At 62.5% G+C, this 12,689-nt stretch carries 13 protein-coding genes and 1 tRNA gene; 8 read left to right on the top strand and 6 right to left on the bottom strand.

The window, feature by feature from the left end; genetic code table 11:
* Window positions 1-21: 21 nt before the first annotated feature.
* The 5 genes from OB905_07000 to OB905_06980 all read right to left on the bottom strand — a co-directional run bounded on the left by OB905_07000 (window position 22) and on the right by OB905_06980 (window position 4,638).
* On the bottom strand, window positions 22-1,116 hold the full coding sequence (locus OB905_07000) for an aminopeptidase (GenBank protein ID MCU4925732.1): 1,095 nt from the start codon (window positions 1,114-1,116) through the stop codon (window positions 22-24).
* A 71-nt stretch (window positions 1,117-1,187) separates the two neighbouring features.
* Window positions 1,188-1,904 (bottom strand): queuosine precursor transporter, encoded by a 717-nt coding sequence (locus OB905_06995; GenBank protein MCU4925731.1) that lies wholly within the window; start codon window positions 1,902-1,904, stop codon window positions 1,188-1,190.
* A 94-nt stretch (window positions 1,905-1,998) separates the two neighbouring features.
* Complete coding sequence (locus OB905_06990) at window positions 1,999-2,937, bottom strand: UbiA family prenyltransferase (protein MCU4925730.1); 939 nt, start codon at window positions 2,935-2,937, stop codon at window positions 1,999-2,001.
* Between the two features lie 9 nt (window positions 2,938-2,946).
* Window positions 2,947-3,822, bottom strand: coding sequence for a sugar phosphate isomerase/epimerase (locus OB905_06985; GenBank protein MCU4925729.1), 876 nt, complete (start codon window positions 3,820-3,822; stop codon window positions 2,947-2,949).
* A 3-nt stretch (window positions 3,823-3,825) separates the two neighbouring features.
* Window positions 3,826-4,638 carry a TatD family hydrolase gene (locus tag OB905_06980; protein MCU4925728.1) on the bottom strand — a complete coding sequence of 271 codons (813 nt, stop codon included), beginning with the start codon at window positions 4,636-4,638 and terminating at the stop codon, window positions 3,826-3,828.
* A gap of 217 nt (window positions 4,639-4,855) precedes the next feature.
* Here OB905_06980 and OB905_06975 point away from each other — a divergent pair, with 217 nt between their 5' ends.
* The gene (locus tag OB905_06975; GenBank protein MCU4925727.1) at window positions 4,856-5,836 is read left to right on the top strand and encodes an isocitrate/isopropylmalate family dehydrogenase; all 981 of its coding nucleotides are present in this window, start codon (window positions 4,856-4,858) and stop codon (window positions 5,834-5,836) included.
* Between the two features lie 14 nt (window positions 5,837-5,850).
* Here the strand turns inward: OB905_06975 and dph5 are convergent, their stop codons facing one another.
* The gene (gene dph5 / locus OB905_06970) at window positions 5,851-6,639 is read right to left on the bottom strand and encodes a diphthine synthase (protein ID MCU4925726.1); all 789 of its coding nucleotides are present in this window, start codon (window positions 6,637-6,639) and stop codon (window positions 5,851-5,853) included.
* A 204-nt stretch (window positions 6,640-6,843) separates the two neighbouring features.
* On the opposite strand from dph5, the gene OB905_06965 reads away from it, so the two are divergent.
* From OB905_06965 to OB905_06935, 7 genes are all read left to right on the top strand, one after another.
* A complete protein-coding gene (locus OB905_06965) occupies window positions 6,844-7,515 on the top strand; it encodes a metal-dependent transcriptional regulator (GenBank protein ID MCU4925725.1) in 672 nt (223 codons plus the stop codon).
* Between the two features lie 95 nt (window positions 7,516-7,610).
* Window positions 7,611-8,588 (top strand): metal ABC transporter substrate-binding protein, encoded by a 978-nt coding sequence (locus tag OB905_06960; GenBank protein ID MCU4925724.1) that lies wholly within the window; start codon window positions 7,611-7,613, stop codon window positions 8,586-8,588.
* Window positions 8,589-8,651: 63 nt separating this feature from the next.
* A complete protein-coding gene (locus OB905_06955; protein ID MCU4925723.1) occupies window positions 8,652-9,404 on the top strand; it encodes a metal ABC transporter ATP-binding protein in 753 nt (250 codons plus the stop codon).
* Between the two features lie 2 nt (window positions 9,405-9,406).
* Entirely contained in the window at window positions 9,407-10,372 is a 966-nt protein-coding gene (locus OB905_06950; protein MCU4925722.1) for a metal ABC transporter permease, read from the top strand.
* Window positions 10,373-10,458: 86 nt separating this feature from the next.
* Window positions 10,459-11,457, top strand: coding sequence for a class I SAM-dependent methyltransferase family protein (locus tag OB905_06945; protein MCU4925721.1), 999 nt, complete (start codon window positions 10,459-10,461; stop codon window positions 11,455-11,457).
* A gap of 136 nt (window positions 11,458-11,593) precedes the next feature.
* Window positions 11,594-11,667: transfer RNA gene (locus OB905_06940), tRNA-Thr, on the top strand.
* A 708-nt stretch (window positions 11,668-12,375) separates the two neighbouring features.
* A complete protein-coding gene (locus OB905_06935) occupies window positions 12,376-12,633 on the top strand; it encodes a hypothetical protein (protein MCU4925720.1) in 258 nt (85 codons plus the stop codon).
* Window positions 12,634-12,689: the final 56 nt, after the last annotated feature.

The raw sequence follows: 12,689 nt of genomic DNA, 5'->3' as shown, positions 1-12,689 counted from the left end.
CCGGTGCGACATTCTTCTCCCCTATCCGTCGAATCTGTCTTCCCACCGGAACTGTCCGTTTCGTTGCACGACGTTGCCGTCCACCTCGAGTCGTGACTCCTCACTCATATCCGCCAGTAGATCGACGTGGACCGCAGAGTCGTTGCCTGACTCGCCCTCGGGCAAGCAGGCGTCGTAGGCCCGCCCCAGCGCGAGGTGGACCGTCTCGGCCATCTTCTCGTCGAAGAGGATCGTGTTCGTGTAGCGGTCGATCCCGCGGTTCATCCCGACGCCAAGCTCGCCCAGTCGACTTGCGCCCTCGTCGGTGTCCAGAATCGCCCCGATCACGTCCTCGCCCTGCGCTGCGCCGAAGTCGACTACGTCGCCGTCCTCGAACGCGAGCCGGACGTCTCTGACGGGCTCGCCCCGGATCGTCATCGGTACGTCGAAGATGACCTCGCCCTCGGTTGCTGTGGGTGCGGTGAACACCTCGCCGCTCGGGAGATTGTGCGAGTCGTAGGCGACCGAGGCGGCGCTGTTGACCGCAGTTCGACCCTCGATGGACATGGTGAGATCGGTACCCTCCGAGACGATGCGCACCTCGCTGCCCTCGTCGAGAATTTCCTTCAGCTGGCCCATCTCGTCGGCCAGCGATTCCCAGTTGCGCAGGATGGCGTCGTAGGCGAACTCCCGGTACTCCTCGTAAGCCATGCCCGCCTGCTGGGCCAGCGACCGCGTCGGGTGCAGCGTCGAGACCCAGCGCGTCGCAAAGCGCGCCTCGCGAACCTCCTTGCGAGCCCGCCGGTAGGCTCGGCGCGTCTCGCCGGGCACGTCGGCGGTGGCGCTCGCGTTGCGCTCGCCACCCAGCGAGAGGACGACGTCGGCTGCCTCGTAGAGCGCGCGCTCGTGGGCACCCTCCTCAAAGTCCTCTGACCGAGCCCAGAGGTACGCTCGGTCGATCTCTCCCGATCGGTAGGTCACGAGCGGATTTGCCCCCCGCTCGCCGAGGGTCTCGACCACCGCGACCGCCAGTTCGTGGGCGTCGGGCCCGACGGCAACGACGACGTCGTCGCCGGCTTCGACGCGGGCACTCCAGTCGACCAGAATCTCGGCGTGTTCGCGAACGCGTTCGTCCATACCGCCTCGGTCGGGGGCGACGGGCAAAATCGTAGGGATCCTGGACTACCCCTCTCGGAGAGTCGACGTCGCTATGTGTGCGACGGCGTCTCCACGTCACCGTCCTCACGAGCGCGAACCAGTCCGACGATCGCGTACACGACCGGCGTGTCCAGTACCGCGATCGCCAGTTTCAGTAGGTACTGCCCGACGATCAGCGCGAGAATCACGTCGAGTGGGAGGACCTCGCCGGTCCCCAGTAGTGCGGGGGCGATCGCGAACGCGACCGAGACGAAGATCACGGTGTCGATCGCCTGGCTCGTCCCCGTCGAGAGGACGTTGCGCAGCCAGAGCTTCTCGCGGCCGGTGACCTCGCGGATCTTATGGAAGACGATCACGTCGTAGTTCTGGCTCACGATGTAGGCGAGTAAGCTCCCAGCCACCACACTTGTCGAGGCGCCGAGGACGGCTTCGAACTCCTCGCCGGGGACGCCGGTGCCGGCGTCGGGCGCTGCGATCGTCGACCAGACTAACAGCAGGACGACGAAATTGAGGGCGAAGCCCACGTTGACCATCACCTGTGCCGATCGGCGCCCGTACAGTTCGGTGTAGCAGTCACTCGCGAGGAAGGTAAGCGCGTAGGCGAGTGCGGCACCCGGTAGCACTAACTCGGCGCCCGTTACGGGCAGCGAGAACGGCAAGGAGAACGCGAGCACCTTCGAGGCGGTCAGCTGGGCGGTCACCAGCGCGGTCACGAACAGCCCGATCAGCGAGATCTGGGCCACCGTCGGCGTTGGTCGGGTCGTCATGCCCGGAGGATATCCAGCCCGGTATTTAAACAATCCTATCCAAGTGCTCCGTCGTGATTCTCCGAAGAATATCGTGGTGCTCGCGGCAGACACCTCAGCTGACGTCGAACAGCGTCGACAGCGCCATCGCCGGGAGGAGAAACGCCGCCGTGGCGAGCGCCCAGCCGACACCCGCCGTGGCCGCAAAGGCGGCGTTCAGGAGCGTCAGACCGAGGATACAGACGCCAATCGTCGGCCCGATTGTCTCGGGAACTGGATCGGCGTACGCACCCCACAGCGCCCGTCCCACCCAGGCGACGAACGCCAGAAGGAACAGCGCGCCGGTAGCCGCGTCGATCAGTGGCGGCGACTGTACGACGAGAACTGCCGCGGCGCCTGCGACTGCGACGGCGGCGCCCACGATTGCAACTGAGACCGATCGCGGATCGCTCTCGCCGGTCTCGCTTTCCGCCATGTAGGTGACGGCGGCGATGTAGAGCGTGACGACTGCCGGGATCGAGAGCGCCCAGACCGGCAGGTCCGGGACGGTGACGATGACGGTCGTTCCGAGCAGGACGTTCGCCCCGCGGCTCGCGCCCATGAAGAGGAAGCCGAGCGCGGTTCCCTTGAACACCCCGTCGTAGAGCACGACGAGGAGCGCGATGGTCGCGGCCGCCGCGCCGGCGACCGCGCCGGCCGTCGCCAGCGCGACCAGAACGCCGGCGAACAGCAGCGAGAGGCCGAACGCGAGCGCCCCCCGGCGAGAGATTGCGCCAGACGGAATCGGGCGTTCGGGGCGCTCGCGGGTGTCTTCTTCGGCGTCGAAGTAGTCGTTGAGCGTCGTCCCCGCGGCGTACAGCAGCATCGACGCGACGGCCAACAGGGCGACGGCCGGAACCGAGACCGCGTAGCCGAGGCTGGCGACGATCGCCGCCCCGAGGATCACGTCCGGTGGCGCCGTAAAGAGGTTCGGCAGCCGAACGAGTGCAGCGACGGCGCCGATGGTCTCGCCCGCCCCGCCGGCCGAGCGCGTCTCCCCGTCGTACTCGCTCATGGTAGAGACTCAGACCCAGCCGTGGTCTTCTAGGTACTCCATCGCGCCGGCGGCAGCCTCCTTCGGCGTCTCGGCGTAGGGGTAGAGTTCGATGGTGACGAAGCCGTCGTAGTCTCTGTCTTCTAAGGCCTGCAGGAAGCCGTCGATGTCGACGCCGCCCTCGCCGAGCTGGGTGTGGACGTGGGTGCCATCGGCCGGAATGTCCTCCAGGTGGTAGTGGGGCGAGTAGTCGTGGAGTACCTCGACCAGCTCGGCCGGATCCTCGTCGACGCAGTAGAAGTGGCCGGCGTCGAAGTTACAGGCTACTCGGTCCGACTCGACGTTCTCCATGAACGCGAGGAAGTCCTCGGAGGTCTCGATCAGGAGCTCCGGTTCGGGCTCGACGAGGACGTCGACGCCGACTTCCTCTGCCGTCGGCGTCACCTCGTGGAGTCCCTCTAGGAACAGCTCCATCGCCTCCTCTTCGCTGGTTCCTTTCGGAATCGGGCCGCCGGGAGTGATCGAGATGTAGTCGGAGCCCAGTTTATCAGCCACCCGCAGGCAGTTTTTCGTGTGCTCGACGCGTTTCTGGCGGTCCTCTGCGACCGGCTCCAAGAACGAGGGATGGTGGAAATCCTCGGTGTCGCGGCTGTACTCGGCCTGCGCGCTCTCTGCGGTGATCTCCATCCCGGTGAGCATGAACGCGTTGCAGTTGCTCACCTCCAAGTCGTACTCCTCGAGCCACGCGTGGACCTGCTCGATGTCCTCGTCGGTGGCGTCGCCCGCGTAGAGGTGTGGCTCGTCGAGCAGGATCTCGACGCCGTCGTAGTCGAGCTCGCCGAGCGTCTCGAGGCCGTCTTGCAGACTGTCCTCTAAGAACGCGTTCATCGAGAATCCGAACTTCATCGATTAGCCCTCGTACTCCAGATCGAAGTTCGGCGACTGGCTGAAGAAGTCGTAGGGGTTGTCGTAGACGACCTTCTTGACCTCCTCGCGATCCCAGCCTCGATCCAGCATCTTGTCACGAGCCTTGGGGACGGCGAGGGGGTCCGATGGGTCCCAGTCACAGGCGCTGTTCAGCATCATCTTGTCCGTGCCGTACTCCTCTAACAGATCGATCGCCTTGTCGTCGGTAATCTTGCCCGGGTAGAGGGTAAAGCCCAGCCAGCAGTCGGTCTGCAGCGAGATGTCGATCGTGTTCTCGGTGTTGTGATCGATGACGATTCGCTCCTGGGTGACGTCTTCATCCTGGATGATCTCGACGATGCGCTCGGTCCCCGCCGGCTTGTTCGTGTGGGGCGTGTGGATGATGACCGGCAGTTCGCGCTCCTCAGCGATATGGAGCTGGCGGATGAACGCCTCGACTTCCTCGTCGGTGACCTGATCGAAGCCGATTTCGCCGACGCCGACGACGTTCTCACGGTCGAGATAGTCTGGGACGGCCTCGATCACGCGGTCAGCCATCTCCGGGTAGTTCGCCTCCTTTGGCTCCAGTCCGATGGTGACGAAGTGGTCGATTCCAGCCGCCTGCTCGGCGCGTTTCGTCTCGAAGTCGATGATCTGCTCGAAGTAGTCAAAGAAGGACTCGGCGTGTTGTTTGTCGGTTCCGCTCCAGAACGCCGGCTCGACACAGGCCTCCACGCCCCCGATTCGGGCGCGCTCGTAGTCGTTGATCGACCGGGAGACCATATGTACGTGCGGATCGATTATTGGAATCGACATACTCGAACCGAGGGTGCCGACCTACATGAAAATTGTGTCTTTGCTAGCCATACCACACTAATTACTAGAATGTGACACTCCCCCACCATCGCTACTCCTCACCGTTGCCATCGAGCCGTACTCTCTCCCGGTTACGAGCCGAACCACCGTTCGCTGGATGGAATCCTGCTGTCGCCGAAACCGAACCGTTTTGGGTCGATGCGTCATCTCTCGAAGCATGACCGACCAGATCGCCGTTATTCCCGGTGACGGTATCGGACAGGAAGTGACGCCCGCTGCGGTTTCGGTGCTCCAGTCGCTCGACGTCGAGTTCGAGTTTGTCGAGGCCGAGGCCGGTGACGCGGTGCAAGAAGAGACCGGCGAGGCGCTCCCACAGGCGACCTACGAGCTCGCAGCCTCGGCGGACGCAACCCTGTTCGGTGCCGCCGGCGAGACCGCTGCCGACGTTATCCTCCCGCTTCGGGAGGCCGTCGGCTCGTTCGTCAACGTCCGGCCCGCGAAGGCCTACCCCGGCGTCGACGCCCTGCGCCCCGAGACCGATCTCGTCTTCCTCCGTGAGAACACTGAAGGCGTCTACTCCGGCCACGAGGACCGCCTGACCGACGACGTCTCGACGCTCACCCGCGTCGTCACCGAATCGGCCTCCCGCCAGCTCGCCGAGTTCGCCTGCGAGTACGTCACCGAGCGCGATCACGACGGCTTCACGATCTCGCACAAGGCCAACGTGATGCGCGAGACCGACGGGCTCTTCCGGGACACGGTCCGCGACGTCGCCGACTCCGAGGGTGTCGCAACCGACGAGGTGCTGATGGACGCCTTCGCGACCCACGTCTGTCTCGATCCGACCCAGTTCGACGTCATCGTCTGTCCGAACCTCGCGGGCGACGTCCTCTCGGATCTCGCGGCCGGTCTCGTCGGCGGCCTCGGCCTGCTCCCCTCGGCCAACATCGGCACCGACCGCGCGCTGTTCGAGCCCGTCCACGGCACCGCCCCCGACATCGCCGGCGAGGGCGTCGCGAACCCGGCCGCCGCGATCATCTCCGCGGCGATGATGCTCGAATATTTAGGCCACGACGAGGAAGCCGATGCGGTCCACGCGGCCGTCGAAGACGTCTTAGAGAACGGCCCGCGAACGGCTGATCTGGGTGGCGACGCCTCCACTGAGGACGTGACCGAAGCGGTCGTCGACCGACTCTAACTTCGTTCGTCCTTTTAGACGACGTCCAACTGCTCCCGATCCGCCCCGGCTAGCGACTCCAGCGCGTCGGCTTCGAGTAAGTGACACTCGCCGGGAACCACGAGCAGGTGCAGCGGATCGCCGAACTCCCGGTCGGCCAGTTCGGACATCGTCCCGGCCGCGACGAGCGGGTCGGGACTGCCGGCCCGAGCCACTACGACCCCGACGCGATCCGGGTATTCCTCGGCGAGCAGTTCTGCGCCGACGTCGGCGGTCATGTACTCGTCCTCCTCGGCTCGCTCGTGACCGACTTTTATATCGAGGTAGACGAGCGTGTGCAGCCCCTCCTCCCGGTTTCCGTCGATCACGTTCGTCACGCTCGCCGGGAGGCCGTCGGCGCCGTGGGCGTAGGGGAACGGCAGGGTGGTGGCTTTTCCGAACCGGTAGTTCTGCAGTCCCGTCAGGCCACTCGCAGCAGTCTGGGCGGTGACACCGTGGATGACCCGCGTCTCGATGCCGCGGTTATCGGCGCGCAGCCGCAGGTCGACGTGGGTTGTCGAGATCATCGTGTCGCCGGCGGTGAGGAAGGCGACGTCCTCGCTCTCGGCGGCCGCGAGGATCGATTCGGGATCCTGCTCGACGCCGGCGCGGTCTCGAACTTCAATCTCGACGTCGTGGGCGGCTTCGAGTTCCTCGACGGTCGCTCCGAGGAGCTTGCTGGTGTAGAACTCGGCATAGGCGCGGTCTGCGGCTCGGAGCGCGTCCCGGCCCTCGACGGTAATCGAGCGCTCGTCGTAGAGGCCGAGTCCGATGAAGGTGAGCATGAGGGGGATAGTTCGAGCCGATGTTATAAGCTTTCGAGTCAGCAGTCCACCACCGCCCCACGATCCGTCTCTATCTGCTTGTCGGTACGATCAGTCGATGTTGGAGCGAGGCAAACCGTGTCTCACTACTTCGAATTTAGCCCAGTCTAAACTTGGGTGTGTAACTAGGAAACTTATTGAATCGCCATCTCAAATGCCGGGGTGATGGACCTCAGTCCAGTCGCCGAGGACTATCTCAAAGCGATTTACCACCTAGCGGCTGAGAACGATCACCCGGTTCGAACGACCGATCTCAGTGAGGCACTCGACGTGACGTCACCGTCAGTCTCGAGTATGCTCGACTCGCTCGACCAGCGCGACCTCGTCGACTACACGCCCTACCAGGGTGTCGAGTTGACTGACCGTGGTGAGCGAGTAGTTCTACAACTCATCAGGAACCACCGATTACTCGAGACGTTTCTGCTGGAGTGTCTCGACTACTCGTGGTCGACGGTTCACGAGGAAGCCGATCGCCTCGAGCACCACGTCAGCGACGAGTTCACGAAGCGACTCGCGGCGTTTCTCGGTGAACCGGCGGTGGATCCACACGGCGATCCCATTCCGGATGCAGAGCTGCGAATGCCCGCGGAACCGCCGTACTCCCCGCTAACCGAGTACGAACCCGGAGAGACCGTAACCGTCGAACAGGTACCACACCGGGATCCAGACATTCGCGAGTATCTGTCCCACCACCGAATCGGTCCGGGAACCCGACTCGTCGTCGACGAGGTGTCTCCCATCGATCTCGTCACCGTCGCGTTGCCGTCACAGGACGCGTCCGTCGCGTTGCCGACTCACGTCGCGCGTCGTATCGGTGCTCGATCTGCCACGAAGTGATCTCCTTGTGGTGGCGAACGTACTGAATTAGACTAGACTAATTTCTACATTTGTCAAGGAAAACTTCTTATGATGGTCGCTGAAAGAGGACGATGATGACCGCACATTCGACCCGACGCAGTGTCGCATTGTCACGGAGAGCGTTTACCGCTTTGGGCGGAGGGGCCCTCTTCGCAGGACTCGCCGGCTGTCTCGGCGATGACGATCCAGAACTCGACGTCGACGAGAACACCGTCATTGCATCGATGCCAGCGCTTTGGGACTTTACTCGCCAGATTGCGGGGGAAGACGACGAGACGCTCGAATCGTTCGATATCGTCCCCGTCGGTGAACACGGTCACGACTGGAATCCCGAACCGGCGACGGTCGAAGACATCGATCATGCTGGCGGATTCGTCTATATGCGCGATTTCGCGTCGTGGCAGGATGACGCTGCTGAACAACTCGAAGCGGATGGTGAGACGACCGTAATCGATGCCTCGGAGGGAATCGACTTCTTCGACAGTCCCGCCGAGGACAACGACGAACACTGGTGGATGGATCCCGTCTACTGCCAGGATGGCGTCGACAATATCGCCGACGGCCTCGCCGACATGGATCCCGACAACGAAGAGCACTACCGGGACAATGCGGCGGCATTTAACGACGAACTCCAGGAACTGGACGAGGACTTCCAGGACATCGTCGACCGGGCGGAACTCGATACGATCGTCGTCGCGACACACGACTCCTTCCAGTGGTGGAACCGACAGTACGATATCGAGGTAATGTCGCCCGTCGGGACGTCCCCCGACGACTCGGCGAGTCCGGACGAGGTCGAAGAGATCGAAGAGATCATGGACGAACGGAACATCGAACACGTCCTCTACGACGTCGGCGAACCGGCACGGCTCGCCGAGTCGCTGGCCGACGAGACGGATGCAGAGATCTTACCCCTCTCTCCCGTCGAAACGCAGATCGACGGGGCACCGGAACTCGACACCGGCATCGAGATGGAGCCGGACTGGGGGTACATGGATCACTTCTACGAAATCAACCTCCCGTCGCTCGAGACGGCTCTTCGAGCCGAGTAATATTCGGAACGTAGCGTTACGTATTTAAGACTCACAAATGCGCACTGGTACCAAACACTGACAATGACACCCGCTATCTCAGTCGAGAACGTTAGCTTCGCCTACAGCAACCAACCGGTGCTGAGAGACGTCTCGATGTCGATCGAGGACGGGGAATTTCTCGGGTTGGTCGGTCCAAACGGATCGGGCAAGACGACGCTGTTGGAAATCATGCTCGGACTACAGTCGCCGGACTCCGGCCGAGTCGAGTTGTTCGATACGCCCGTCGAGGAGTTTGCCGACGGCACACGGCTGGGATACGTCTCCCAACACTCGACGGCCACCGACTCCATGATGCCAGTCACCGTCCGCGAGGTCGTGGAGATGGGTCGGTATGCCCACGCCGGTCTCAGACGGCTCACGGCGCAAGACCACGCAATCATCGACGAGTCGATGGCGAAAGTCGAGATGGACGAGTTCGCCGGTCGGCGGATCAGCGACCTCTCGGGCGGACAGCGACAACGAGCGTACATTGCGCGAGCGCTGGCGTCGGAGGCCGACTTGCTCGCACTCGACGAACCGACGGTCGGCGTCGACGCCGACGTCCTCGATCAGTTCTACGATCTCCTCACCGAACTCAACGACGACGGGATCACGATCGTCCTGATCGAACACGACATCAACACCGTCAGTGAGTACGCGGACACGATGGCCTGCCTGGACGGCGAACTGTACGAACACTGTGAAACCGAGCTGTTCCTCGAGAGCGGTGCCTTAGAGCAGGCGTTTAGCTCGGCCAGAGCGGTCAGTTCGAGACCGGTTGCGGGGGGAGACTGACGATGGAACTGACACAGGTTCGACAGCGCCAAGATCTCGCGCTCCTGACGGTCGGACTTCCGCTCGTTTTACTCACATTTGGCGCGTTCATCGTCTGGGTTTTCCCACCGCTTTTCGAGCTGTTCTGGAGCGGGATGGAAACGATATTCGACGGGCACTGGTTGGTCACGAGTTCGTTCATCCAACATGGATTCACTGCGGGCGTACTGATCGGATTTACTGCACCGGTCGTCGGTGCGTACCTCGTCAACCGTCAGATGGCGCTCATCGGCGAGGCCCTCGCACATACGGCGTTTGGCGGCGTCGCGATCGGTCTGTTCGTCGGGGCGTCCGTTCCGGCGTTAGACTACCCACTCGCGTGGGCGATGGTCGTTGCCACCGTCGCTGCACTCGGCATGCAGTACGTCGCGGTGAATACGGAGGGGTATGCCGACATCCCCATCGCGATTATGCTGACCGGCGGGTTCGCCGTCGGGATCGCGGTCATCTCCTACGGCGTCGTGTTCAGCGCGACCGTCGAAAGCTACCTGTTCGGGGATATCCTGTTCGTTCCCTTCGAGAACGTCCAACTAATGGTCGGGCTCGCGCTACTCGTGGCCCTCACCGTTGGATTGACCCACAAACAGCTAAAGTTCATCACGTTCGACCGCGAGGCGGCACGGCTCGCACGAATTAACGTCTGGTTCTACGACACCCTCTTGATCGTCCTCACCGCGCTGGTCGTCGTCGCGGCGATGCAGATCCTCGGGGCGATTCTCGTGGCCGGAATGCTCGTTATTCCGGTTGCCGCAGCGATGCAGCTTACTGATAGCTTCAACCGTGGAATCTTCCTCTCAATCGTGTTCGGCCAGATCGCCGTTCTCGGCGGGATTCTCCTCTCGTACGATCTGGGTATCGCGACCGGGCCGATGATTATTCTCACCGCGATCGGTCTCTATCTCTTCTCGCTCGCAAGCGGCCGCCGCTGAGTTCCTGAATCGGGCGTCTCCTCTGTTCCCGTCCGACGGCCGCGAAAAAACGTCACCGTTACGGCGGATGGCCGGCGAGTACCGGCATGAACGTGCCGTGCGTCCGCGTTCCGCCCGAGGAAGGCGAGGCCACGCGACAGCAACTCGCGGACGCGGACCTCGTCGACGAGCGCCACGAGATCAGCGTCGCAGACGGCTGGCTCTACGTGCCGGTGACCGACTCCGAGGCGGTCGAGGCGATGGACGACGATCTCACCGTCGTCTCCCACGACGCCCCCGAGCGCGAGACCCAGACCACGCCTGCCGATCTGCTCGGCGTCGAGCCATCCTACGAACGTATCGGCGAGGTCGTCCTCTTGGACGAGGACGACACGGATCGCGCCGCCGAGATCGCCGACGCGGTCGTCGACTCCGACCTCCCCGTCCAGACGGTGTTGAACAAGGCCTCGAAGGTCAAAGGCGAGACCCGAACCCGGGACTGGGAGGTGATCGCCGGCGACGGCACCGAGGTCGTCCACCGCGAGTACGGTCACGAGTTCGCGCTCGACCTCGCCGAAGTGTACTTCTCCCCGCGGCTCGCGACCGAGCGCCACCGCGTCGCCGAGCAGCTCTCAGACGGCGAGCGCGCCTTCGACATGTTCGCCGGCGTCGGTCCGTTCGTGATTCCCTTCGCCGCTCGCGGCGCGGAGTGTGTCGGCGTCGACGTCAACGACCGCGCGATCGCGTACCTTCGTGAGAACGCCGACCGAAACGGCGTCGCGGATCGCATCACGGCGATCTGTGACGACGTTCGTGCGGTCGCCTCCGACTACGAGGGGTGGGCCGACCGAATCGTGATGAACCTCCCCCACAGCGCCGACGACTTTCTCGACACCGCCATCAGTATCGCCAGCGACGACTGCGTGCTCCACTACTACGACATCCAGCACGAGGACGATCCGTTCGGCCCCGGCGAGCGCGCAATTCGGGCCGCCGCCGAACCCGAGTACGACGTCTGCATCGAGACACGCCACACGGTGCGGTCGTACGCCCCACACGAACTGAACGTCTGTCTCGACGTTCGTCTCGAACGGGCTGAGGGCTGACTGCGACCGGTTCTGGAGCCGACATTCGGTCTGCCGAGTCGCGTCCGCGATTCGCAATCCTTATGGCTCGTTTCGACCCTACACTGATGTAGGTCGTGTCTCGCTTCGGCAATTGGGACGCGAATGAACCGAGCGTGCCGGTGTAGCTCAGACTGGCAGAGCGAATCCTTCGTAAGGATTAGGTCGAGGGTTCAAATCCCTCCACCGGCTTATTTTGCTGCGAGCAACGTTGCGAGCAGCAAATACGCCATGAGGGATTTGAACTAAACCACGAGCGAGCGTTGCGATCGAAGTGGACGTAGTTCACAATCCCCTCCACCGGCTTGCCTTCTGCGACAAACATCTGCGAGGAACAACGAAAGAGCGACTGGAGGGATTTGAATCAGGGAAGAGCTTCGCTCCGACCGTGGTTCCCAACCCGTTCCCGGCTTTCAACGGACGCTTCGACGGCTACGGGATGATTGGTTCGGTCCCGTCAGATGGGTGTATACGTGCGGTCGAGCGTCCGGTCTCTTGCTGACTCTTAATTATTTGCCGAACTTGGCTTTTATCTGGTCCTATGTGGGCGAATGGTCGATATTATATCTGCACTAGCTACACCTGGGTTCTCTTATGTAGGTTAGGGTGTTGTAAGTAACGTTTATGGCTCTCTCTCCCATCCCTCTGTGTATGCGAGGTGAATCGCACACTGAAACCCGAACCGAATAATCAACCGTCCTGTCGGAATACGATGGCACCGAAGGGGCTGTGGCTCCCCTTCACCCCTGATCTGTGAGGCTCAGTTCGTTCGTTAGCTTGTTCACGTGAGTTCGTGCCGGTAGCACGGCACCGCTCAATTTTACTTTCGAGACGTTTCTTTCACCGAACAACCTGTTACCCAGTAGTTATTTAATCCCCAGCGACCCTTGTTCAGATGGTATGTCTGTCCTGTCGACGGAAGACGAAGGTAAGTTCCTGATGGACGTTCGCGGCGAACAGATCGGAATCGTCACGGAGGTCGATCCGATCGAACAGATCGCCTACGTCGATCCAGAACCTACCCTGACGAACGCGTGGCTACAGAGCCTTGGTCGTGGTGACGCCGGGGAAGACGACCTCGAAATTCCCAGCGACAATATCGAGACGATCACTGACTCGGAAATCCGCGTCGACGCCGACCTCAGCAGCAAGGAGTAGCGATCACCGCCGGGTCACCGATCTGGCTGTCAGTTCAACAGCGGACTACGCGTCTG

The sequence above is a fragment of the Halobacteria archaeon AArc-dxtr1 genome (genome assembly GCA_025517425.1).
GTDB lineage: Archaea > Halobacteriota > Halobacteria > Halobacteriales > Natrialbaceae > Halostagnicola.
The sequence above is the reverse complement of the archived record's forward strand: the minus strand, read 5'-3'. Positions and strand labels throughout refer to the sequence as shown.